At 40.3% G+C, this 23,694-nt stretch carries 20 protein-coding genes; 9 read left to right on the top strand and 11 right to left on the bottom strand.

Features of this window, described 5'->3' with window-relative positions; genetic code table 11:
* Positions 1 to 105: 105 nt before the first annotated feature.
* The 3 genes from GD597_RS08230 to GD597_RS08220 all read right to left on the bottom strand — a co-directional run bounded on the left by GD597_RS08230 (position 106) and on the right by GD597_RS08220 (position 3,527).
* On the bottom strand, positions 106 to 501 hold the full coding sequence (locus GD597_RS08230) for a hypothetical protein (RefSeq protein ID WP_171607356.1): 396 nt from the start codon (positions 499 to 501) through the stop codon (positions 106 to 108).
* 270 nt (positions 502 to 771) lie between these two features.
* Positions 772 to 2,277, bottom strand: a complete 1,506-nt coding sequence (gene cysS, locus GD597_RS08225; RefSeq protein ID WP_171607355.1) for a cysteine--tRNA ligase — start codon at positions 2,275 to 2,277, stop codon at positions 772 to 774.
* A 119-nt stretch (positions 2,278 to 2,396) separates the two neighbouring features.
* Entirely contained in the window at positions 2,397 to 3,527 is a 1,131-nt protein-coding gene (locus GD597_RS08220) for an endonuclease/exonuclease/phosphatase family protein (RefSeq protein ID WP_171607354.1), read from the bottom strand.
* Positions 3,528 to 3,839: 312 nt separating this feature from the next.
* On the opposite strand from GD597_RS08220, the gene recA reads away from it, so the two are divergent.
* The 6 genes from recA (at position 3,840) to GD597_RS08190 (ending at position 10,512) form a co-directional block, all read left to right on the top strand.
* Positions 3,840 to 4,850: a recombinase RecA gene (recA, locus tag GD597_RS08215; protein WP_171607353.1), complete on the top strand. Its 1,011-nt coding sequence runs from the start codon at positions 3,840 to 3,842 to the stop codon at positions 4,848 to 4,850.
* 306 nt (positions 4,851 to 5,156) lie between these two features.
* The gene (locus GD597_RS08210) at positions 5,157 to 5,792 is read left to right on the top strand and encodes a murein L,D-transpeptidase catalytic domain-containing protein (protein ID WP_171607352.1); all 636 of its coding nucleotides are present in this window, start codon (positions 5,157 to 5,159) and stop codon (positions 5,790 to 5,792) included.
* A 138-nt stretch (positions 5,793 to 5,930) separates the two neighbouring features.
* Positions 5,931 to 7,625 (top strand): DUF4836 family protein, encoded by a 1,695-nt coding sequence (locus tag GD597_RS08205; RefSeq protein WP_171607351.1) that lies wholly within the window; start codon positions 5,931 to 5,933, stop codon positions 7,623 to 7,625.
* Between the two features lie 220 nt (positions 7,626 to 7,845).
* On the top strand, positions 7,846 to 8,493 hold the full coding sequence (locus tag GD597_RS08200; protein WP_171607350.1) for an ATP-binding cassette domain-containing protein: 648 nt from the start codon (positions 7,846 to 7,848) through the stop codon (positions 8,491 to 8,493).
* 110 nt (positions 8,494 to 8,603) lie between these two features.
* Positions 8,604 to 9,788: an FtsX-like permease family protein gene (locus tag GD597_RS08195; protein WP_171607349.1), complete on the top strand. Its 1,185-nt coding sequence runs from the start codon at positions 8,604 to 8,606 to the stop codon at positions 9,786 to 9,788.
* Positions 9,789 to 9,933: 145 nt separating this feature from the next.
* A complete protein-coding gene (locus GD597_RS08190) occupies positions 9,934 to 10,512 on the top strand; it encodes a YdeI/OmpD-associated family protein (RefSeq protein WP_171607348.1) in 579 nt (192 codons plus the stop codon).
* A gap of 213 nt (positions 10,513 to 10,725) precedes the next feature.
* On the opposite strand, the gene hemL is transcribed toward GD597_RS08190, so the two are convergent.
* From hemL to GD597_RS08150, 8 genes are all read right to left on the bottom strand, one after another.
* On the bottom strand, positions 10,726 to 12,015 hold the full coding sequence (gene hemL, locus GD597_RS08185; protein ID WP_171607347.1) for a glutamate-1-semialdehyde 2,1-aminomutase: 1,290 nt from the start codon (positions 12,013 to 12,015) through the stop codon (positions 10,726 to 10,728).
* A complete protein-coding gene (locus GD597_RS08180) occupies positions 12,015 to 12,314 on the bottom strand; it encodes a YciI family protein (protein ID WP_171607346.1) in 300 nt (99 codons plus the stop codon). Before GD597_RS08180 ends, hemL begins: the two co-directional genes overlap by 1 nt.
* A gap of 218 nt (positions 12,315 to 12,532) precedes the next feature.
* On the bottom strand, positions 12,533 to 13,510 hold the full coding sequence (gene hemB, locus GD597_RS08175) for a porphobilinogen synthase (protein WP_171607345.1): 978 nt from the start codon (positions 13,508 to 13,510) through the stop codon (positions 12,533 to 12,535).
* Between the two features lie 300 nt (positions 13,511 to 13,810).
* Positions 13,811 to 14,461, bottom strand: coding sequence for a DUF1361 domain-containing protein (locus tag GD597_RS08170; RefSeq protein WP_171607344.1), 651 nt, complete (start codon positions 14,459 to 14,461; stop codon positions 13,811 to 13,813).
* A complete protein-coding gene (locus GD597_RS08165) occupies positions 14,458 to 14,823 on the bottom strand; it encodes a diacylglycerol kinase family protein (protein ID WP_171607343.1) in 366 nt (121 codons plus the stop codon). The genes GD597_RS08170 and GD597_RS08165 overlap by 4 nt, the downstream gene beginning before the upstream one ends.
* 444 nt (positions 14,824 to 15,267) lie before the next feature.
* The gene (creD, locus tag GD597_RS08160; protein ID WP_171607342.1) at positions 15,268 to 17,085 is read right to left on the bottom strand and encodes a cell envelope integrity protein CreD; all 1,818 of its coding nucleotides are present in this window, start codon (positions 17,083 to 17,085) and stop codon (positions 15,268 to 15,270) included.
* A gap of 40 nt (positions 17,086 to 17,125) precedes the next feature.
* Positions 17,126 to 17,440 (bottom strand): winged helix-turn-helix domain-containing protein, encoded by a 315-nt coding sequence (locus GD597_RS08155; RefSeq protein ID WP_235954223.1) that lies wholly within the window; start codon positions 17,438 to 17,440, stop codon positions 17,126 to 17,128.
* A gap of 57 nt (positions 17,441 to 17,497) precedes the next feature.
* Entirely contained in the window at positions 17,498 to 18,151 is a 654-nt protein-coding gene (locus tag GD597_RS08150; protein WP_171607341.1) for a hypothetical protein, read from the bottom strand.
* Between the two features lie 256 nt (positions 18,152 to 18,407).
* On the opposite strand from GD597_RS08150, the gene GD597_RS08145 reads away from it, so the two are divergent.
* From GD597_RS08145 to GD597_RS08135, 3 genes are all read left to right on the top strand, one after another.
* Complete coding sequence (locus tag GD597_RS08145; protein WP_171607340.1) at positions 18,408 to 19,730, top strand: DEAD/DEAH box helicase; 1,323 nt, start codon at positions 18,408 to 18,410, stop codon at positions 19,728 to 19,730.
* A 142-nt stretch (positions 19,731 to 19,872) separates the two neighbouring features.
* Positions 19,873 to 21,273, top strand: coding sequence for a DNA recombination protein RmuC (locus GD597_RS08140; RefSeq protein WP_171607339.1), 1,401 nt, complete (start codon positions 19,873 to 19,875; stop codon positions 21,271 to 21,273).
* An 83-nt stretch (positions 21,274 to 21,356) separates the two neighbouring features.
* On the top strand, positions 21,357 to 23,657 hold the full coding sequence (locus GD597_RS08135; protein WP_171607338.1) for an aminotransferase class III-fold pyridoxal phosphate-dependent enzyme: 2,301 nt from the start codon (positions 21,357 to 21,359) through the stop codon (positions 23,655 to 23,657).
* Positions 23,658 to 23,694: the final 37 nt, after the last annotated feature.

The following is a 23,694-nucleotide window of genomic DNA, read 5'->3' as shown; positions in this document are numbered from 1 at the left end:
CGGCTGTAGAAAATCTATGAAGCTTCTCTTGCGTCGCACTCTTGTACTGTAGCATTTATTTCAGCTTTAAACAGCCAATACCAATAATGGCAAAAATTCAATCAATCAGTTTTGCGATTCCGGTTTTTCTTTCAGGGTAGCCTGGTAGTAAGGTTGTAGATCCTTGTAAATTTCCCTAGCTTTTTCATCGCCTTTTTCTGCAAGCGCTTTTATATGAAAATAGTAAGACTGGCTTTTTACATCAAGTGAATGATTTAAAACCAAAGACATATCCTGAAATGCGGTTAACAGCGCAGGCATTTGTTTACTAAGTTTTTCCAACATTTCATTTTCTGCTTCGGTTCTATCAGGCTTTGCAAGTAGATTTTTAATCTCCACTTCTAAAAAGGCAAGATTTTCGGTAATCAATTGTTTATCCTCTGCACTTAATTGCCTTATGTTTTGCAACCTATCCGCGTTCTTCTTTTCAAAATTCCGCGCCTCTTCGTTATCGTAATGCATAACTGAAATGGTTTTTATAAAGTTAAAAAAAATTTGCGTCAAAATATCTTCAGATTGATGCTACTGTTGGCGTCCCCGCCAACGGAATCGCTGTGCGGACATCAAGAGCAGGAGGAAGAAACTTCCACGCCCCTGTTGGTCGCTGACCAACAGGCATTAGATTCAATCTACACTCTGAAAATAGCCCAATCTCCAATCCAACCGCACAAGAGTGCGACGCAAGCGGTGCTTAATTATTGGACTGTAGCCGGGTACATAATTGCTATTTTCTTAGGCAAGGGTATAGCTAATGCTGCCGTCTTTTTCGTCTTTTAGTTGTATACCTAACCCGGCTAATTCGTTGCGTATTTTATCGCTGGTTACATAGTCTTTACGTAGCTTGGCTTGCTTGCGGATATCAATCAGCAATTGTATTACACCATCTACCTTATCGTTATTTTGCTGTTGTAGTGGTTGCAGTCCAAACACCTCTTCTACAAAAATTTTCATTTTGGTTTGCAGTAAGGTTAAGGTACTACTGCTAATGGCGTTGGGGGCTATATGCTTGTCTTTAATACCATTAATAATAGTAACCAGCTCAAACATATTGGCCAATACTTTAGCGGTATTAAAATCATCGTTCATAAAAGTGTCAAAGTCTGCTACCAATTGCAGCACATTGGTATTAAGTGCTTCGTCGGTGGCAATATCACTGGTTATAGAAAGATGCTGCAGATTTTCGTAGGCCTCCCATAAACGCCTGAGGCCTTTTTCGGCACCTTTTAAAGCTTCATTACCAAAATCGAGTGTAGAGCGGTAATGCGTTTGCAATATAAAAAAGCGAATTACCATGGGGTGGTAGGCCTGTTCCAGTGCAGGGTGGGTGCCTGTAAACAATTCGCTAAGCTTAATTACATTGTTATAGCTTTTACCCATTTTTTTACCGTTAATGGTGATCATGTTATTGTGTAACCAGTAACGGGCGGGTATTTTATGGTTGCATACGGCACTTTGGGCTATTTCACATTCATGGTGCGGAAACTGAAGATCCATACCGCCGCCATGTATATCAAATTCTTTACCCAGGTATTTGGTGCTCATGGCCGAGCATTCTATATGCCAGCCGGGGAAACCTTCGCCCCAGGGGCTAACCCAACGCATAATATGTTCGGGTGGTGCTTTTTTCCAAAGGGCAAAATCGGCCTTGTTTCTTTTTTCTTCCTGGTTGTCCAGTTCTCTGGTGCTGTCAATTTGTTCGTCAAGCACCCGGCCGCTTAAAATACCATAAGGCATACCCTTTGCAGAAAAATCAGTATTGTATTTTTCCACATCAAAATAAACTGATCCATTGGCCACATAGGCATAACCATCTGCAATAATTTTTTCAATCATTACAATCTGCTCTACAATATGGCCGGTAGCGGTGGGTTCAATACTGGGGTCCAGGTTATTAAAGGCACGCATGGCCCAATGGTATAAATTGGTGTATTTCTGCACCAGCTCCATGGGTTCCAGCTTTTCCAAAATGGCTTTGGTACTTATTTTATCTTCTGCAGCGCGGCCTTCTTCTTCAAAATGACCGGCATCGGTAATATTTCTAACATACCTTACTTTATAGCCCAGGTATTGCAGGTATCGAAATACAATATCAAAAGTGATAAAAGGCCTTGCATGGCCTAAATGGCTTTCGCCACTAACGGTTGGTCCGCAAACATATAAACCAACATGGCCGGGGGTGATAGATGTAAAAACTTCTTTCTTGCGTGTTAACGAGTTATGAACCTTTAATGCAGACATACTATGATTAATTGAGAAATAGACTGTTGTAAAATGAAATGAAAATAGGGCGTACGGCAATTAGCAGCAGCAGCAACAGCAATATGTATTAAAAACTATCATGTGGTGGCGAAGATATTTTATTTTTTTAAACTTACATCAGTTACCAGCATGTGATGGTCGCTAAGGCCTTCATCTACCATATCAAATTGCAGAATATTAAAATGGTTATCGGGTAAAATATAATCAATCCTAAGCGTAGGCGCCAGGGCATCAAAGCTGGTACCAATACCAAAATAGCCTGCTAAAAATGCATCCTGCCGGGGGCCGCGAATGGTAAAATAGGTGTTAGAATTGGGTACATCATTAAAATCGCCGCAAACAATAGAAGGGTAAGGCGATTGTTTAATAGCTGCCTTAACTATGGCGGATTGTTGTGCCCTTTGCTGAAAAGCCAGTTTCATTTTACTGTAAATATTCTCCGAGGCGCTGGACAACACATCTGCATCATTGCTTTTTATTTTCTCAATATCTGCATAATCATTGCTGTTAAATTTATACGATTGCAGGTGCGTGGTAAAGCTTCTGATAGTATCCCGTCCAATGGCAATATCCGCATATAACAAACTTTCAGAACTATTGCCGGGGAATTTTATTTTATCGCTAAACACAATGGGGTGCTTCGAAAAAATGATGGACCCTGCAGCACTTGTTTTAGATGCCGAAACATAATCTTTAGAAAAATAATGGTAGGGAAACACTTCACTAAACAATTGCAGGTTTAAGGCAGTGGGTCTTTTTTGGTTATACGAGGTATTAAATTCCTGCAAACAAACAATATCTGGGTTCAGGTCCCGTATGGTGGCAAAAATCTGTAGCCGGTCACGCTGCTGTTTATAGGGGTTGGTAGAAATGCCATACATACCCCTAACATTCCAGGTAATTAATCTAATGGTGCTATCCGTTTTGGGAGCAGCTGTAAACGTGGCACCTGCATGCCAGGCCACAATTACGGCCAGTTGTTTCCAACCCAGTAACAGGGTTATAAAAGGCAATAAACTAAGTACAGGTTTTACTATCAGCCAAAAAATAATAGAAAACAAAAGCGCCACTACCAGATAGGGGACCAGTAAAGCCAAAAAACCAATTATGGGCCAATTTTCTGGATTAATATAGGGCGAAAGGCAGGCTATTAAAAAAACAAGGCAACCCATACTATTCAGTATTACGAAAAAGCCCTTGGTAAACTTTCTTATAAAACTTATTGCCATGCCGTAAAAATATGCATTAATCAATACCCGATGAGTGCTTTAGTAAATCATTACAGGTTACAGGTAATAATAAATGTAAAATTCAAAGTCAATTTTTTGGGCCAGGCAATGCCAGCTCCTGTCAGCACCGCTTGCGTCGCACTCTTGTACGGCACCAAGTATGGGCAGCTAAAAGCTGGAATAGCTATAAAAATTCATAAAAGAAAAAACATAATACCAAATAGTTTATCAAAAAAATACTAAAATAATTAGTGTGTATAATTAATTTCCCTTACTTTTATTGCCTGATTAATTTTGATAAAAATTTCAATTATGAGTAACGCAGAGAAATTAAAAGCCCTAAAACTTACCATTGATAAGATTGATAAAGACTACGGCAAAGGCAGTGTAATGATGATGGGTGATAAAGTAGAAGCACCAATGGAAGTAATTTCTACCGGCTCAATAGGTTTAGATGCAGCTTTAGGGGTGGGTGGTGTACCAAAAGGCAGGGTAATTGAAATTTATGGTCCGGAATCGAGTGGTAAAACAACCATTGCAACGCATATAATTGCCGAAGCCCAGAAAAAAGGCGGCATTTGTGCATTTATAGATGCAGAACATGCTTTTGATAGTGCCTATGCCCAAAAACTGGGTGTAGATGTAGACAACCTGCTTATTTCTCAGCCAGATTATGGCGAGCAAGCCCTGGAAATTGCTGACAGGCTTATACTTTCAGGCGCATTGGATGTGGTAGTAATAGACTCCGTTGCCGCATTGGTACCTAAAAGCGAACTTGAAGGTGAAATGGGCGATAGCAAAATGGGTTTACAGGCACGTTTAATGAGCCAGGCTTTAAGAAAACTAACTGCTACCATTAATAAAACCAATACAGTTTGTATTTTCATAAACCAGTTAAGGGAAAAAATAGGTGTTATGTTTGGTAACCCCGAAACTACTACTGGTGGTAATGCCCTTAAGTTTTATGCATCTGTTCGTTTAGATATCAGACGAATTGCACAAATAAAAGATGGCGATGAAGCTGTAGGTAATCGTGCCAAGGTTAAAGTGGTAAAAAATAAAGTATCTCCACCCTTCCGCAGTGCAGAGTTTGATATTATTTTTGGCGAAGGCATTAGCAAAGTAGGCGAGATAATTGATATGGGCGTAGAGCTGGGTATAGTGCAAAAAAGCGGTAGCTGGTTTAGTTACGATACCAATAAACTGGGTCAGGGCCGCGATACAGTAAAAGAACTGCTGCGAGATAACCCTGAACTGGCCGCAGAAATTGAAGGAAAAATAAGAGCCAAATTAAAAGAAGCACAAACGGGCGTTTCTGCATAAACATATTTACTGAGGGGTTAGTAAGTAAAGCTATTACACATGGTGTAGTAGCTTTTTTCATGTATACCTGTTTGCATCTGCTACCATACGCCAAGACTGTGTTTTGCTGAACAGAATTACCAAGGTACAAGAGTGCGACGCAAGTAAAGTTGCCAATTGCTTGCTTGTTGGGTACAAAAAAATAAGTAATTGTGTTTGGGCTGTATAGGCTATGCTGTACAACCTGCACAATAGTATTTTTTATTTGCCGTTAAAAACAGGGTGTTGCTTTATGGAACTTAAAACGCTTTGCATCTACATCTAATTATGTATAAACTGCTTAAAAAACTGTTGGGTATTGTGCTGCTTACAGGGGGCATTTTATTATATTACTACAGCAGTGCACTTGCTGCACCAGAAAAATTATATAAGCAACCTACTGAGCCAACCATAGCAGAGCAAAAAAAATTAGCAGCCTGGGGCAAACAGGCATTGGCTTACTGCAAAAAGCATGGCTTAAGTACTACCATTTGCTGTCTTATTGATATGGATATCCCCTCGGGCCGTAACAGGTTTTTTGTTTATAATATGGCGGCAGACTCTATCATGTATGCAGGTTTGGTAGCACATGGTTCTTGTAACGAAAACTTTTTAAGTACTCCTTTATTTTCCAACGCCAGTGGCAGCGGTTGCAGTGCTTTGGGTAAATATAAAATTGGCTATGCCTATACCGGCCGTTTTGGAAAAGCCTTTAAACTATATGGTTTGGATAGCAGTAACAGCCATGCATTTAACCGCAATATTGTATTACACAGTTATTATCTGGTACCCGATAAGGAAGTATATCCATTACCCATTTGCAATAGTTTGGGTTGTGCCATGGTATCAGAAAACTATTTAAACTTATTGGCTAATACCATAAAAGAGGCTAAAAAGCCCCTGCTGCTTTGGATGTTTCAATAGCTGCCTTTTTTCAAATACCTGCCCTTAAAAAACCTTGTATATACCTATATTGCCTGTTATACTTATGTAGCCTTAATTTGCTTTAATTTACCCGGCTTCAACTACATTCGTAATGAAAATAACATTCAATTTATGTATATGAAACGTTTTGCGCAATACCTTACCCTTGGCCTGGTACTGATACTATTCGCCACCTCTTGTAAAAAATCAGTTCCTGAACAAACAAAGTATATTCCCAAAGACGCCATGTTTGTGGTGGATATGGACTGGAAAAGCCTGGCTACCAAAGCTGCTACAGCCAATATAAAATGGGATTCTTTATTCAACGCTTCTGTAAAAAGCAGCGATGACTCTGCCGCTTCAAAAGGCATAAAAATGCTGGAAGATTTTACCAATTCTGGTATTGATCTGGAAAGTAATGTTTTTGTATTTATGAAAATGGGCGGCTCTATGATGAGTGGCCAATCTGTTAGTGGTGGTGCCGTAGCAGCAATGAAAGATGCCGGCAAATTTGAAAGCTATTTAAAACAACAAGGCCTTACTGATATTAAAAAAGGCAGCAACTACTCCTATATTACCATTGAAGATGCGTTAAACATAGGCTGGAACGAGGATGTGGTAATAATGGCCGCTGCAGGTAATACCACCCAGGGCGGGGATGATAAAACCACCACCGGCAATCCGCTGGCTGCTTTATTTGCTCAAAAAGAAGATGAGTCAATTGCCGCCATTCCAGAATTTGTAGACCTGATGGCTGAGAAGGGCGATATGCTTTTCTGGACCAATTCCAGCTCTATGATGAGTTCGGTGCCTTTGCTGGGCATGACCAAATTTGCCGACCTCTTGCAAAACTCCTATGGTGCTGGCGTAATTAATTTTGATAATGGCAAACTTACAGGCAACTTCAAATCGTATAGCGGTAAAGACCTGGCAGCGATATGGGATAAATACAAAGGTCCCGTGGCTAATATGGATATGATTAACCAATATCCGGCCCCGGTAACTGGTTTCGCCTCCTTCTCTTTTAACCCCCAAATATTGGTTGAAATCATCAGGTTTGGCGGCATGGAAGCTACCGCCAACCAATACATGGAAAAACTGGGCTTTACATTAGATGATATTACCAAAGCCTTTAAAGGCGAATTTGCCATTGCTTTTTCCGATATCGCCATTAAAGAAACTGAAATGGAATACGAAGGCGTAAAACTAAAAACCAAAGCACCTACCGGACATATCATCATCAATGCCGCTATTGGAGACAAAGCTGCTTATGATAAAATTGTTGCTAAACTGGCCGAAATGGGCGAAATGGAAATGGTAAATGGCCAATATGTACCAACCGGTATGGGTACCACCTTTTCATGGAATATGAATGGCAAAAACCTTATCATTTCCGGCGATAGCAGTTTTGCACAACAATATATCTCCGGCAAAGGCAATGCAGCCATACCCGCAGATATTGCAGCCAAATGCAAAGACAAATCAATGGCACTGTATTTCGACCTGAGCAAATTAATGGAGTTAATGCCCGCAGATAGTGCCAATGCCACCATTACCAATGCGGCCAAAGCCACTTTTAAAAATATTGTTGCCACCAGCGATAATTTTAATGGTAAATATGTAGCCAGCAATTTTGAACTTAATACAGCCAATGCCAGCGAAAACAGTTTGGCATCGCTGTTAAAATTCTTTGCCGCCAGCGCCAATAAAATAAGGCAGGAACAAAGAAAATTTAACCAGGGAATGATGGGCATGTCGGATTTTGAAATGGAAGATGAACCAGCTGCTGAAGATATAATTGCCCCGCCGGTTATAGAAGAACAAGCTAAATAATAACAGGCTGCGCAGGCAGCCTTTTTTTATGGGGGGGCCGGCAGTAAATCATCTATTTTGCTTTACTTGCCACGCTCGGTTCAGGGTTCCGTTTTCATGGCATCTTTTAAAAAGGCATGGCGGCCTACGATGTATTTGTTTCAGTATTGCAATTACAACGTTCGGGTTACAGCCGGGCAACAATTATACAAGGCAATAAAGTATAAACCATATTAGTATTATGCACATTCAATTGCAACAAATAGTTCCTGTACCACTAAAAGATAAATTCTCAAAAAGGGGTTCTGATGTTTGGAATAATAACCTGCAATTTGCCCCTGGTGAATGGATTAAAATAAAAGCCCCCAGCGGCACAGGTAAAACCACGCTGGTACATATTCTGTATAAACTACGCAGCGATTACGAAGGCACCATTTTATGGAACAATACTCCATTGCAACAAATAACTGGCGATGCTTTGGCCGCCATGCGGCAGCAGCAGGTAAGTATAGTGTTTCAGGATTTGCGTTTGTTTCCCAACCTTACCGCCCGTGAAAACATAGAACTAAACCGTGTTTTACAAGAACCTTATTGCGAAAGCAGCACCATAGATGCAATGGCCGAAGTGTTGGGCATTACCCATATACTGCACCAAAAAGCAGCGCTTTGCAGTTATGGCGAGCAACAACGTATTGCCATTATTAGGGCAATGGTACAACCTTTTTCCTGGTTATTGATGGACGAACCTTTTAGCCATTTAGACCAGCAAAATATTACCAAAGCCGCCGCATTAATTGCAGCAGAATGTACCAAAAGAAATGCAGGTATAATTTTAACCGATTTGGAAGATGATACATTTTTTAAATACCATAAAACACTTTACCTGTAAATATTCAAAGCTCAATTGGGCAATGCTGTACAAGAGTGCGACGCAACGGATGCCCTATTATATAACCAATGCCGGGCTAATAAGCCTTACCAATACAACCAATGTAAAATATGCTTAACCAGCTTTTAAAAAAATTAATAAAAACAGCCAGTGGCCGTGCCAGATTTTTAATGGCCGTGGCGGGTTTATCAGTAGCCTTGCTGTTAATTCTGTCGGCTGTACAAATACAGGCCAATTATAACGAGCTGCTTTATAGCAAAACCAATCAGGATAGTGTGGCCAATTTTTTGGTAATCAATAAATCGGTAACCGAAAAAACTGTTGGTGCCACCAATCTTTCTGATGCAGATATTGCCGATTTAAAAGCACAACCTTTTGTAGACGAACTGGGCGTATTAACACCCAGCCGTTTTAAAGTTGCAGCACAAAGCATCAGCGATCAGATTCCTTTTTACTCAGATATTTTTTTTGAAAGCGTTCCCGATGAATTCTTAGATGTACAAACTGCAGATTGGAAATGGGATGAAAATGTCAACTATATTCCCATGATTGTACCTAACCAGTTTTTGGATATGTATAATTTTGGTTTTGCCACCTCGCAGGATTTACCACAGCTTACCCAGGACCTGGTTAAAAACCTGCCCATGGAAATAAAAATAAAAACCGCCGATGGCAAAGAAAGGTATTACGGCAAAGTAGTAGGTTTTAGCGATCGTATATCCTCGGTACTGGTACCACAAACTTTTATGGATTGGGCCAATGCCCGTTTTGGCACCAGGGAAAACACAAAACCATCCCGTATTGTAATTAGAACCAAAGACCCCGGCAACCCACAATTAACCAGCTATTTAAGTAATCACGGACTAACCACCGATGCGGATAAAACCCGCTTTAGCAAATACCGCCAGGTGGTAGATACCGTGGTAAATATATCGTGGATAACCGGCGCTTTAATGCTGTTATTTGCCGTACTTATTTTTAGTTTATTTATCGAACTTACCGTTGCCAGCTGCAAAGAAGAAATTGGTTTATTAATTACGCTGGGCGCTGCTCCCAAACAGTTACAACGCTTTTTAATGAAACAGTTTTTTCCGCCCAATATTATAATAGCGTTGGTGGTATTGCTTATACTTTCGGTATTGCAATGGCTGTTACAGCAATGGTTGCAAACACAGCATATGTATGTAAGTGCGGTACTTTCTTACACTACTTTAATAGCTGCAGCCGTTATACTGTTGGTATTATGGATGGTAAACCGGTTTAGCATAAACAAGTACATAAAACGCAATGCTTAATTGGTGCAGCCAATTAATGTAAAATATTATTGGCCGGGCTACACCAATACTCATCAGGCTTTACTTGCGTCGCACACTTGTACGGTTGGATACATGGGGCGGCAGGGTATAAAAAAGTTTATTATTAGCATCACAAATACGAACTATGAATCCCAGGGTTGATTTTTATTTTAATAAAGCCAATAACTGGCAGAAAGAAATAATGCAATTAAGGCAAATTGCACTTGACTGCGGACTAACCGAAGAATTGAAATGGGGATGTCCCTGTTATACTTTTGATAAGGCAAATATTGTATTGATACATGTATTTAAAGAATACTGTGCGTTCCTGTTTTTTAAAGGTGCGCTATTAGCAAATGCAGACGGTTTATTGATACAGCAAACAAAAAATGTACAGGCGGCACGCCAGATAAGGTTTACCCCTATTAATCAAATAACAGAACAATCGGCTATTATAAAAGCCCATATTTATGAAGCCATAGAAGTAGAGAAAGCGGGCTTAAAAGTGGAGCTTAAAAAAACAACATCCTATCCTATTCCCGAAGAGTTTCAACAAAAATTGGATACCATGCCGGCGCTTGCAAAAGCTTTTACTGCACTAACACCAGGAAGACAAAGAGCTTACCTGCTTTATTTTGCTGCACCCAAACAAGCTAAAACCCGTGAACAGAGAATAGAAAAATATGAACAGCAAATCCTGAATGGAAAAGGATTAAATGATTAGTTGGATCTGGTTAAAACTTGTTTTCTACCATTGTAATTGGCTGTTGAAAGTTGCATAGCATTACTACAGTACAAGTGTGCGACGCAAGTAAAGTTGAAGGTTTATATCATGTTTGGCTACAAATAAATCTCCTGCAACATTGGCGCTAAAATTAATTACAGCCATAAAAAAAGCGAGGCATTGCCCCGCTTTTCTATTCTCATATCTGCTGACTTATAAAATTTCTTGTAAACTATCGGCGGTGGCCTGAATGGTAAAATCCAAATCGGCATAACTAAGCGCATTGTTTAAAAACCAGCTTTCAAAGGCGGATGGAGGTAAATAAACTCCCTTGTTTAACATGGCATGAAAAAACTGGCTGAACAATTTGTTATTAGCAGCTGCAGCGCTGGCAAAATTTGTTACCGGCTGTGCACTAAAATGCACACTTATCATAGAACCCAGACTATTAATCACATACGGCACCCCGCTGGCGCTAAGTACAGTGTGTAAGCCCTGTTTTAAATAATTGGTTTTTGCATCCAGCTCGGTTAGTAGTTGCGGTTGCTCTTTTAAAATTGACAAAAGTGTATAGCCGGCAATCATAGCAATGGGGTTACCGCTTAAAGTGCCCGCCTGATATACTTTACCCAATGGGGCCACGGCCTCCATAATATGTTGTTTGCCGCCAAATGCACCTACGGGTAATCCGCCGCCAATTACTTTGCCATAGGTTACCAGATCAGCATTAATACCTAGTTTTTGCTGGGCACCACCGGTTGCTAGTCGAAAGCCGGTCATTACTTCATCAAAAATAAATACAATACCCTCTGCATCGCAAATAGCCCTGATGGCTTCCAGAAAACCGTGCTCGGGTAAAATGCAGCCCATATTGCCTGCTACGGGTTCTATAATAATGGCGGCAATTTCACCTTTGTTGTCAGCTACCAATTGTTCCAGGGCAGGTAAATCGTTATAAGCACAGGTAAGTGTATCATTAGCTACGCCTGCGGTTACGCCAGGTACGGCCTGTATATCCAAAGTTGCCAGTCCACTGCCAGCTTTTACCAAAAATGCATCAGCATGGCCATGGTAGCATCCTTCGAATTTGATGAATTTGTTTCGGCCGGTATAACCGCGGGCCACACGCAAAGCACTCATACAGGCTTCTGTACCGCTGCTTACCATGCGTATAAGATCAATATTGGGCGCCATGCTTTTTATCAGCTCGGCCATTTTTATTTCCAGCTCGGTAGGTGCGCCATACGAAGTGGAATTAAGTACCTGTTCCTGGATGGCTTTCACCAGAGGCTCATAGGCATGGCCTAAAATCATGGGTCCCCAGGAAGCAATAAAATCAATATACCTGTTATCATCGGCATCGTACAGATAAGCGCCTTTGGCATTTTTAATAAACAAGGGTGTGCCACCCACACTTTTAAATGCGCGTACCGGTGAATTTACACCACCGGGAATACTTTGCTGCGCTCTATCGAATAGTTGTTTGCTGGTAGTTATATTCATTACAATTGGTCTTCGCCTGCAAAAAAGTTGTAGGCTTTGGTATTTTTTGTGGCTTTAAATTCTATAATGCGGTAAGTGGCTAATCCTTTTTTATTAAAGGGGTCTTCGCTAATAATTTCTTCCATTCGGTTTCTGCTGGAAGCTTTGGCAAAAATCATTCCGCCGTCGCGTGGTTCTTTTCTGCCCGAGGCTAAAAAATGGCCCGAATGATAATACTTATCCAGATAAAACATATGAGCCTCCATATTGGCGTCAATTTCTGCAGCAGGCACGGTATAGGTTAATTCTATAATAAACATATTACAATTGTTTTGTTGTTGGCAAAGGTAACACGCAGGCTAAATGTGCCGGCTGATTAATATCATTTTATACGTATGACGAATCACAGTATAATACAGTAACATTTATATGCCGCCAAAGTTCTTATGTAAACCCCTGATTTTGTATTTGTTGCCTGAAAAGCATTTGCCTTAACGGTATTTTTAGTAAAACATGTACCAGTGTATAATACCGGATTTTATCCCTGTAAAATGCGTACCGCATCTTTTGCAAAATAGGTGGCAATAAGATCGGCACCGGCCCTTTTAATGGAAGTTAGGCTTTCAATAATGGCTTTTTCTTCATTAAGCCAGCCCATTTTGGCGGCTGCTTTTATCATGGCATATTCTCCGCTTACATGATAGGCGCTTACCGGAACGGTTACTGAATTTTTTATTTCGCGGATAATATCCAGATAAGCCATTGCAGGTTTAACCATAACAATATCGGCCCCTTCTTCAATATCCAGTTGCGTTTCTTTAATGGCTTCTATGCGGTTGGCATAATCCATCTGGTAGGTTTTCTTATCCCCAAAGCCGGGTGCAGAATCAAGTGCATCGCGAAACGGGCCATAAAAGCAGGAAGCATATTTGGCACTATAGGCCATTATGCCGGTGCGGGTATAGCCATGTTGTTCAAAAGCGTTTCTTATGGCGCCAATGCGACCATCCATCATATCGCTGGGGGCAACAAAATCGGCGCCGGCCTCTGCATGGCTAAGGCTCATTTTTACCAATGCTTCTACTGTGCCATCATTAATAATTTCAGCGTTTTCTACAATGCCATCGTGTCCATAGGAAGAATAGGGGTCTAAAGCCACATCCGTCATTACCACCATGCCGGGAACGGCGTTTTTAATGGCTTTTACAGCACGTTGCATTAATCCATCCGGGTTCCAGGCTTCTTTGCCGGTATTATCTTTAAGCTCATCTGGGGCTTTTATAAAAATGAGTACAGATTTTATACCCATGGCCCATAATTCTTTTACTTCAGTAATGGTACCATCTATAGAACGGCGGAAATAGCCTTGCATAGAGGGAATTTCAAATGCTACATTTTCACCTTCATCTATAAACAGGGGAGCAATAAAATCTGCCGGCTGTAATACATTTTCTGCTACCATGGCCCTTATGGCCGGGTTGGCTCGCAGTATGCGGTTTCTTCTTTGTAGTATCATACGTTGGCTATAAGTAATGATGTTTAATTTGCATTATTCAATATTGGAGATAAGCACAATGGCAAGGTAAAATGCCATATAGTATCTCAAATATTAATGCGATAACTGCCAGTGCAGCATGCAAATGTAAACGATGTGTTGCTTAACTGCATGCTATGTGAAAGCTTTATTGCATACTTAACAAGCCGTAAACACTAAATAAGGAGTTACTATTCTCATTTGTATTTTGCTGCCACTAGGTAAGAACGTACAAGAGTGCGACGCAAGTAAGGCCAAATTAATAGCTTTTGCCGGATACCACTATACCGTCGTTTTTAAAAGACCGGGTAATTTTTTTATGGTAAAATACATGAGTGATAATAATACAGCAAATGATAGGGTAAATGCCCAGAATTGCTGGTGCTGCCAGGGTTGTATAAAATGACTGATAGTAACATGCATGATACTGATGGGCCGGGTAAATATGTCCCAGCTGTTAAAGCGTAAATACCTGCCCAGATATATGCCATAACTGCATAGTACCAATAAACTAATGATGACTGGTGTTCTAAATTTTGCAGGCAGGTGGCGGGAAAGATAGCGCTCTGTTTGCATCAGCGAAATAAAGCATAGGGCCAGTCCATTCCAGGCACCGCTTGTTACTATAAGCAAATCGCACCAATAGGGCACGGGTGGCCTTTGCTGAAAATGAAACAAATCTGTAACTATATAAGGCGCATTAGGAAAGAAAAGTAACCAGCCACCTAATAAAAGCAAAGAGCCGATGGTGATATGTTTTTGTTTTTTTAATTGTCTGCTAAATAAAGAGGGCACTATGGCCAGCAACAAATTCCAGGGATAAAACAGATATACATTTTCTTTGGTAATGGCATAACGCAGGGTTACCAAAATAAGGGTAAAGGCGGTGGAGAGCAGGATCATTTTTTCCAGCTCACTTAATTTTCTGATCATAGTAGAAGAATAATTTTTGGGATAAATATGATGGATGCAATTACCACGCTAATAATGGCTGCCCATAGTACAGCTGCGGCACTTACATCTTTGGTTATTTTAATAAATGGATGGTACTCTTTGTGTACCAGATCGCATAGTTTTTCTAATGCAGCATTCATCATTTCAAGGGCCATTACTACGGCAATACAAAGTAAAATAAGCGCCCATTCAGTAGCAGATAAACCCATAACAAACGAAATAATAATAACGGCAATGGTTGCAGTTAAATGAATTTTGCCGTTACGGTCGTTAAAGAAAAAATACTGCATTCCTTTAAAGGCGTGGTAAAATGCTTTGAATAATGGCTGTGGCTTGCTCATGATGGTTTTTTATATTGTTGAATTATGGGATGCAATTATTGCCGCAAACAAGATAATATTTTTCCTGTTACTACCATTATTAAGCGTACAATATGCAACATGATTATCATCAGTTATTACAAAGCAGTGCATGTGATGGCCTATAATTATTATATATAACCGTATCGCCCCTTATGCAGATGGCTGGTATTTTAACCTGCCTGTTTTTAGTTAAAGAATGCATGGTATTATTTATTAAATGTTTATTGATACGGGCTTTTGTTATTATGGCAGCCTACTTGCGTCGCAATCCGTTCATCTGCAGAATTGCTATTAGGCTGCAGGGTTAAGGTTACAGTTTGTATTATCAGGCTTTGAGATTCTTTGTTGCATAAAGCGCTATAGTACAAGAGTGCGACGCAAGCAGGCTGCATTAATAAACTGTAGTCGGGCTAATCACTTTTTTTACATTAATCCGGTTTGTGCGGGTTGAAAAGAGGGGTTATACCAGTTTACTTTTCGGCTGGCATACATTACCAAGGCAAGTACGGCAAACAAGCCAATGCTACCTACTAGTAATGCAGTGTCTTCTAAGCGGATTAGTATAAATATAAAGCCATACAATGCCGTTAAAATGCCTGCAAAAATGCCTGCCACTTTCCAGCTGGCAAAATGCCCCTTGGCATAAAGGGTGATGAGTAGTATGGTGGCAACGGCCGCGATTAAATAAGCGGTATCGAACAACAGAAATTCGCTTATTGACAAAAGCAGGGTGTAAAAAATAGTTAGCGCCAAACCTACCAATACATATTGCACCGGGTGAAATGGTTTTTTCTGCATCATTTCTATAATAAAGAACAGGCAAAAAGTTAACCCAATAAACAGGATAGCATATTTTACGCTACGTGTTGTTTTGGCATATTGATCTGCAGGTTGTACCATGGTTACACCAAAGGCAAGATCTTCCTTACCGATATTGAGTGCGCTGATACTGGTGCCGAAAGGAAGGTTGGCATTATTGAATGTCCACTTAGCTGTAAAACCATCTTCGTTAATGGTTCTTTCACCTGGAAGTACCGAGCCATCAAAAGAAGGATTGGCCCAGCTGGATTGTACTATAAAGTCGCTATTACCAGCCAATGGCAAAAAGTGCAATTGCTCGCTGCCTTTAAGGGCAATATCCATGTTGAAGGAAATGTTTTTGCCAATATCAGTTGCAGTTAGCTGAATGGGTGCCGATAAACCTGTGGTTGTGGTATCAATACCGTTTGCCGGTAAACCTGCTGTTAGGTTTACAGCTGTTCCATTAGCAGTGAGCATTAATTTTTGTTCAATGCCTTTAAAATCGTTGATGCCTACGCAAATTCTGGCGGCATTAAATTGTATTTGAGCCGAGTCTAAGGCCTCAGGCAATTGTATATTGAAATTACCTGAAGCTGTGCTATTGCTTTTATACAACAGTACTTTGTAAATGGAGCGTGGCCTTTCCTCGGGGGTAATGGTTGATTTTACGTGCAGGTTTTCCGGTAAAAGCCATAAATGTTCATTGTGTTTTATTAGTTTACCCTCTGCGGTTTTTTCGGTAGTGGTATAGGGCAGGTAAATATACGGCCCGCTAATGGTTTGCCTGGCCGACCATTTGCTGCTTACTTCTGCTACCACCTCTTCCTGTCTTTGTTGCCTTTCGGTTACAAGACCAGATACAAAAAGTGTGGGAATAAGCATTACAAGAATTAGTATGCCGGTAACAATGGCTTTAATCAGGGTTTTATTATTGGCGGCGGGCCCCTGCGGCTCCAGTTGATAATTGTCCATATTTGTGTTGATTTGTTTTGTTGAAAAATTGGATATGTTGAAGTATTGTTTGATAGTTTGTAATTGTACACCATAGGCAATGGCACTTGCTATAAACAGGGCTGCGGTAAAACCGCCGGTGGTATAGTAAAAATCATCCCAGTCCGGCAATTCGTTTCCCTGTATATCTGTAAAAAAGCCAATGATTAAACCATATAAAAGGCAAATGCACAGTAGTAATGATAAAAGCAAGGTTTGCTTTTGGAAAAGGCTAATGCGGCAGGCTTGTATTCGCTCAACAGTAAAAAACAAAATCAATAAAGCGGGTATACTGGCTAATGCAGATAACACTGCACAAATAATCAGCGCAATAATGGCATCTACGGGGTCTTTATAAAGTACATAGGCAAATACACCTATACTAAGGCTTAGCCAGGTGCCTAGCCAAATTGTTATTGCGATATGGGTGCCGGTAATTATCTTATTCATTTGAAAGTGCTTTGAATTACAAAGTAAAAAAATAAAAAAATTATTTAGCAGATCTGATCATTTCCTCCAATGCATCCAGGTGTAATTTGAAGGCTTTTTCACCGGCCTTGGTAGCGGTATAGGTTGTATTGGTTTTACGACCTATAAAACCTTTATGTACTTTAATATAACCATTTTCTTCCAGTGCTTTTAGATGGCTGGCCAGGTTGCCATCAGTAACCTGTATCAATTCTTTCAACTCGTTAAAATTTACTTCTGCATTCACTATCAGGGCACTCATAATACCCAGACGTACACGGCTGTCGAAATTTTTATTTAAATTTTCAATCGGATTTTTCATTTCCTGCTGCTTCATTCAAGAAGCGAATTGTGTGTTGTAATTAAGATAGTGTTTTGCTAAAACCCTTTAAAATCAGCCATTACGCTCATATTTCCACCACATAAGAATGCCATAAACAATATGTAGTACACCAAAGCCAATGGCCCAAAAGTATATACCATATCCTATACACCAAAGGCTTATTATACCCACCAGCATTTCTGCGTAGCCAAGATAGCGGGTTTCGGGTAAGGTGTATTTACTGGCGTTTAATACAGCCAGACCATAAAAAATTAAACTGCCCGGCGCAATTAAACCAAATGCCTGGTTTTCTATTAATTTAAACAGGTAAATACCACCTGCCAGCATGGGAATCATCACATTAATCAGTAACCGGCGGGAAGAGTGGCCCCAAATGGGCGTATTTGTTTTACGGCTTCTTATATAAGTAAAAATAAATGATAGGGTAAATGCTGCTATAAATGTAAGCAAAGCTATTTGTACCAGTTGGTTACCCATCCAGTCGCTAATGCTTATAGAATGTTCGGGTGAAGTGCCAATACTACGAATAGATTTTACCTCTACGCGGCTATTAGCTATAACCCCATAAGCAAACCAGGCACCTACCAATGCACAGCTGCCGGCGGCAATACCACTTAATCCACTAAGGCTAATAAACCGGCTGCTGCGTTCCATTATTTGCTTAATGTCGTGCAGGGTATCTAAATGATGATCTTGCTCAGTCATAAAAGTACTTTGAAATTCAAAGTACAGAAACAAACTGCATTCCGCCAAATTAAATTTTGGCTGCGGCACTCATTTTGCATTTTATTAAGGAACGGATAATTATTGGTTGTTTGTCTAAGCTGCCATATAACCCGAACCCTGAACCGAGCGTGGCAAGTAAAGCTGCTATAGTGATACAGCCGATATCAAAAAAAATAATAAGCTACCTATGGCATAACAATCAGGTAGGGTACACCTAAGCAGTTAACTTTGCCGCATGTTTACCCAAGTACAGCTGGAAGCCATATTACATAGATTAGAAATACCTGCCTTAAACGCCATGCAGCAGGCTGCCCAGGCTACTATTACAGCACAAGCTGGTACCGTGTTGCTTTCCCCAACCGGATCTGGTAAAACGCTGGCTTTTTTATTACCGGTAGCTTCGTTTTTAAGGGCAGATATTAAAACGGTGCAATGTTTAATACTAACTCCTTCCCGTGAACTTGCCCTGCAAATTGAACAGGTATGGAAAAAAATGAGTACTGGTTTTAAAGTAGCCTGTTGTTATGGCGGGCACGATATGCAAACCGAAATACAAAATATGGCAGAACCCCCGACTCTGCTAATTGGTACCCCCGGCCGTATTAAAGACCATATGGAGCGTAATAGCTTTACCTCAAAAGATATAAGCACCATTGTGCTGGACGAATTTGATAAATCGCTGGAACTGGGTTTTGATGAAGAAATGCAATTTATAATGGGTGAATTGCAACAGCTGCAAAAACGCATATTGGTATCTGCCACAAAAGCATTGGTAATACCAGATTTTACTGGACTTGTACAACCCGAAGTACTGGATTATATTACTATACAGGAAGAACCACCTGCATTGGAAATAAAACTGGTAGCATCTGCCGAAAAAGATAAAATAGATGCCCTTTATCAGCTGCTTTGCTTTATACAAACAGGCTCGGTAATTATTTTTTGTAATCACCGCGAAGCCGTAGAGCGTACAACCACTTTGTTGCAGCAAAAAGGTATTGATGCCGGCTGCTTTCATGGCGGCTTGGAGCAAATGCAAAGAGAGCAGGCATTGGTAAAATTACGTAATGGCACCACTCAGTTTTTAGTAGCAACAGATCTTGCTGCCCGCGGACTGGACATACCCGAGGTAAAGCATATAATTCATTATCATTTGCCGCATACCGCTGCAGAGTTTACACACCGTAACGGCCGTACAGCCCGCATGCAGGCTACTGGCACTGCATACCTGCTGATGCACGATACAGAAACCATACCTGCATATGTAGCAGCTATTGCTACCACACTTCAGTTGCCCATAAAAGTAAAACCACCTTTGCCAACCGTATGGACAACACTTTTTATAAATGGAGGTAAAAAGGAAAAACTAAATAAAACTGATATTGTAGGTTTCTTTACCCAAAAGGGCAAGCTGGATAAAGCTGATATTGGCCTGATAGAAGTAAAAGATTTTGTTTGCTTTACGGCAGTAAAAAAACAAAAGGTAAAAGAATTATTACTGCGCATACAAAACGAGAAAATGAAGGGCAAAAAATATATTGTAAAAATTGCCCGGTAAACGCCAGGGTATTTACGAACAAGTATTTTTTGGTATCATCTAATAAAAATATGGCATCGCCGCTTGCCACGCTCGGTTCAGGGTTCCACTTTTATGGCAGCAAAGGCATACAATATTTGTTATATAAAACAGTTACTGTATTATGGATACTACACTTCTGCTTATAATCAGCACCACCGTCATCATCAGTGCAGGTATAACCATACTTATTGTAAAAAATATGGCCGCCGCAAAAGCTGCTATTTTATTGGAAAGGGCTAATCAATTAGACCAAAGGTTGCAAACTTTACTACAGCAACAGGATGTATTACAACAGCAAAAACAACAACTTGCTGAACGATATGCCGCAGCCGCAAACACGGTACAAATGCAGGAGCAACAATTACAGCAATTACCAAAACTGCAAATGGATAACCAGCTGTTAAAAGATCAGCTGGCTATGTTTAAAGCAAAATTTCAATCTGCAGATGAAAAGCTGGCCACACAAAAAGCCGAATTAGAACAAATAGGCGAACGTTTTCGATTCGAATTTAAACACCTGGCCCAATCTATACTCGAAGAAAAAACTGCCAGATTTACACAGGTAAACGAAGAAAAGTTGAAAGCCATTCTCGATCCGTTAAAACTACAGCTCGGCGATTTTAAACAAAAAGTAGAAGACACTTACGATAAGGAATCAAAAGAACGTTTTTCATTGGGTAAAGAAATTGAAAAATTAATACTCATGAGCCAGCAGGTTAGTCAGGAGGCCAATAACCTAACTACCGCATTAAAAGGGAATACCAAAATGCAGGGCAACTGGGGCGAAATGATACTGGAAAGTATTTTAGAATACAGCGGACTTACCAAAGGCAGGGAATATTTGCTGCAGGAATTTATTAAGGACAATGCCGGTAATATTATTAAAGACGAAAATGGAAAGGGGCTGCAACCCGATGTAACCATTTACTACCCCGATTTACGAAAAGTAATTATCGATTCAAAAGTTTCATTAGTTGCCTGGGAGCAATATATTGCCGCCACAGATGCAGTAACACAACAGCAGCAGCTGGCCAATCATATCAAATCTCTAAGGGCGCATATAGATGGTTTAAGTCGTAAAAATTACCCCAAATATGCACAGGCACTCGATTATGTGCTACTCTTTATACCCATTGAACCTGCTTTTTTAGAAGCCGTTAAAACCGATAGCCAATTATGGAAATATGCCCACGACAAAAGAATTTTGTTGGTTAGCCCCACCAATTTACTGGCAGTTTTAAAAATTGTAGCCGATTTATGGCGCATAGAATTACAAAATAAGCATGCCATAGAAATAGCCGAAAAGGCTGGTGCTTTGTACGATAAATTTCATGGCTTTATCGATAATTTTGAACTGGTGGGCAAACGTATTAGCGAAGCAGGCACCGCCTACGATAATGCCTTTAAACAAATAGCCACTGGTCGTGGAAATATCATCAACAAAGTAGAGGAACTTAAAAAAATGGGTGCCAGTGCTGCCAAACAATTGCCTGAAAGATTATTAAATAATGAGCCCGACTAAAGTATTCCAATATAGCTTTACTTGCGTCGCACTCTTCAGCGTCCAATCCAAAAAGGGGCTACCCATTCTATAAAACTTGTTATATGCCATTTACACTCGAACAAATCATTCAGCTGGTACAAACGCATTATCAGCTAACCGTAACGGCAAAAAGCCTAACCGGAGAATATGAATATAATTATTTGGTGCAAACTCCGCAGGGTGAAAAATTCATTTTTAAAATTGCCAGCGATGAGCACAGTTATGATTTTTTTGATGCACAGGTAAAAATTGTACAACATCTTTCACAAAGCCCGGTGGCTGATAAATTTTATACTTTTCTGCCTAATACCCTTGGCAAGGAACTAACCACCATACATTGGCAGGGGAATACCTATTACCTGCGTTTATTATCCTTTCTTACCGGAGATTTTTGGGTACACCTCAACCAACGGTCCGATGAACTGCATATCAATTTTGGCGAGTTTTTGGGTACCATGGATAAATCATTGCAAGATTTTTCCCATCCGGCCATGCACCGATATTATTTGTGGGATATCAGTAATGCGATGGATGCCAACAAAAAACTGCATTGTATAAAAAATCACGAAAGTCGTAGAATTGCCGGCTACTTTTTATTACAATTTCAACTTGAAGTTTTGCCATTTCTTTCAGGCCTTCGTCACGCATATGTTCACCACGATGCCAACGATACAAATGTACTGGTATCTGGTAATCAGGTTACAGGCCTTATTGATTTTAGCGATATGGTCTATACAGCACTCATCAATAATCTGGCGGTGGCCTGCACCTATGCCATGATGAATACTGAAAATCCATTACATGCCGCCGCCTTAATAGTTAAGGGCTATCATATGGCCTATCCATTAACTGAAAAGGAAGTAGAACTGCTTTATTATCTTATTGCTGTAAGGCTTTGTATCAGTGTAACACAATCTGCCTATAATGCTTCCATAGCAACTAATAATGAACATCATTTTATTTCCGAAAAACCAGCCTGGGAATTATTGTTTGCACTTATTGAAATCAATCCGGTTAAAGCACATAACACATTTCGTTTGGCCTGTGGATATGCATCCATCATTCAGCAAAATGATAGCTATAACCAACTGGAACTGGATCGTAAGCACTTTATTGGTCCGAACCTTAGTATCAGTTACCAGCAACATTTAAAAATATTAAAAGGAGCATTACAATATCTGTACGATGATAAAGGACATACGTTTATTGATTGTGTAAACAATGTAAGTCATGTGGGGCACTGCCACCCAACTGTTGTAAAAGCAATGTACCAGCAAATGACTTCGCTTAATACCAATACGAGGTACCTGCACGATAATTTGGTTGATTTTGCCAAAGCACTTACAGCCACCTTGCCACCCCAATTACATGTTTGTTATTTTACCAATAGCGGCAGTGAGGCCAATGATCTTGCTATTCGTATCAGCAGGCATATTACCGGGCAGCAGGATATAATTGTGCTCGATCATGCTTATCATGGTACATCCACAGCGGCAATAGAAATGAGCCCATATAAATTCGATGGTAAAGGCGGATTTGCTCAAAAACCCTATATACACAAAGCCATCAATCCCGATCAGTATCGCGGTGCATATGGGTATGATGATCCTGATGCCGGAGAAAAATATGCTGCTGATGTTGAAAATAGTATTGCACTTATGGCCCGGGAAGGTAAATCGCCGGCTGCTTTTATATGTGAAACTTTATTGGGTGTGGGAGGCCAGATTCCTTTGCCACCCAACTATCTGTCAAATGTATATAAGCATGTAAAAGCTGCTGGTGGAATTTGTATTGCCGACGAAGTACAAGTGGGTTTTGGCAGGGTAGGTAGCAAATTTTGGGGTTTTGAATTACAGGACGTAATACCGGATATTGTTGTGCTGGGTAAGCCGATAGGCAATGGCCACCCATTAGCTGCAGTAGTGGTTACCGCTAAAATTGCAGAGGCTTTTAATACAGGTATGGAATACTTTAACACTTTTGGCGGCAATCCTGTTTCTATGGCTACCGGCAAGGCTGTTTTGGAAACCATACAGCAGGAAGAGCTGCAGCAAAATGCATTAGATACCGGTAACTATTTGCTTGAGGGGCTTAAAAACCTAATGCAAAAGCATACCATTATTGGCGATGTAAGAGGCAATGGCCTTTTTGTAGGTGCTGAATTGGTGCGAAACCGGATTACAAAGGAACCCGCAGTGGCTGAAATTGATAAGGTTGTTGAGCAAATGAAGGAGCAGGGTTTTTTAATAAGCACCGATGGGCCATTGCATAACGTACTTAAAATAAAGCCACCCTTGGTGTTCTCAATCAAAAATGCAGCACAATTAATCGCTGCTTTGGATAGAATATTATCACAATTATAAAGCCTTTACTACACTATCTTCACGCTCTAAAATTTTG

It is taken from the genome of Limnovirga soli (assembly GCF_013106755.1).
Classification (GTDB): domain Bacteria; phylum Bacteroidota; class Bacteroidia; order Chitinophagales; family Chitinophagaceae; genus Limnovirga; species Limnovirga soli.
Note: the sequence above shows the minus strand (reverse complement) of the source record. Positions and strands in the feature narration are given on the sequence as shown.

What these genes read in the sequence shown, in the direction of transcription:
- GD597_RS08155 (WP_235954223.1), bottom strand. Translation starts at nt 17,440, where the DNA reads ATGAAGCAGCAGGAAATGAAAAATCCGATTGAAAATTTAAATAAAAAT.
- hemL (WP_171607347.1), bottom strand. Translation starts at nt 12,015, where the DNA reads ATGAATATAACTACCAGCAAACAACTATTCGATAGAGCGCAGCAAAGT.
- cysS (WP_171607355.1), bottom strand. Translation starts at nt 2,277, where the DNA reads ATGTCTGCATTAAAGGTTCATAACTCGTTAACACGCAAGAAAGAAGTT.
- GD597_RS08135 (WP_171607338.1), top strand. Translation starts at nt 21,357, where the DNA reads ATGCCATTTACACTCGAACAAATCATTCAGCTGGTACAAACGCATTAT.
- GD597_RS08170 (WP_171607344.1), bottom strand. Translation starts at nt 14,461, where the DNA reads ATGATCAGAAAATTAAGTGAGCTGGAAAAAATGATCCTGCTCTCCACC.
- GD597_RS08205 (WP_171607351.1), top strand. Translation starts at nt 5,931, where the DNA reads ATGAAACGTTTTGCGCAATACCTTACCCTTGGCCTGGTACTGATACTA.
- GD597_RS08150 (WP_171607341.1), bottom strand. Translation starts at nt 18,151, where the DNA reads ATGACTGAGCAAGATCATCATTTAGATACCCTGCACGACATTAAGCAA.
- GD597_RS08210 (WP_171607352.1), top strand. Translation starts at nt 5,157, where the DNA reads ATGTATAAACTGCTTAAAAAACTGTTGGGTATTGTGCTGCTTACAGGG.
- hemB (WP_171607345.1), bottom strand. Translation starts at nt 13,510, where the DNA reads ATGATACTACAAAGAAGAAACCGCATACTGCGAGCCAACCCGGCCATA.
- creD (WP_171607342.1), bottom strand. Translation starts at nt 17,085, where the DNA reads ATGAATAAGATAATTACCGGCACCCATATCGCAATAACAATTTGGCTA.
- GD597_RS08220 (WP_171607354.1), bottom strand. Translation starts at nt 3,527, where the DNA reads ATGGCAATAAGTTTTATAAGAAAGTTTACCAAGGGCTTTTTCGTAATA.
- GD597_RS08165 (WP_171607343.1), bottom strand. Translation starts at nt 14,823, where the DNA reads ATGAGCAAGCCACAGCCATTATTCAAAGCATTTTACCACGCCTTTAAA.
- GD597_RS08145 (WP_171607340.1), top strand. Translation starts at nt 18,408, where the DNA reads ATGTTTACCCAAGTACAGCTGGAAGCCATATTACATAGATTAGAAATA.
- GD597_RS08180 (WP_171607346.1), bottom strand. Translation starts at nt 12,314, where the DNA reads ATGTTTATTATAGAATTAACCTATACCGTGCCTGCTGCAGAAATTGAC.
- GD597_RS08195 (WP_171607349.1), top strand. Translation starts at nt 8,604, where the DNA reads ATGCTTAACCAGCTTTTAAAAAAATTAATAAAAACAGCCAGTGGCCGT.
- GD597_RS08190 (WP_171607348.1), top strand. Translation starts at nt 9,934, where the DNA reads ATGAATCCCAGGGTTGATTTTTATTTTAATAAAGCCAATAACTGGCAG.
- GD597_RS08230 (WP_171607356.1), bottom strand. Translation starts at nt 501, where the DNA reads ATGCATTACGATAACGAAGAGGCGCGGAATTTTGAAAAGAAGAACGCG.
- recA (WP_171607353.1), top strand. Translation starts at nt 3,840, where the DNA reads ATGAGTAACGCAGAGAAATTAAAAGCCCTAAAACTTACCATTGATAAG.
- GD597_RS08200 (WP_171607350.1), top strand. Translation starts at nt 7,846, where the DNA reads ATGCACATTCAATTGCAACAAATAGTTCCTGTACCACTAAAAGATAAA.
- GD597_RS08140 (WP_171607339.1), top strand. Translation starts at nt 19,873, where the DNA reads ATGGATACTACACTTCTGCTTATAATCAGCACCACCGTCATCATCAGT.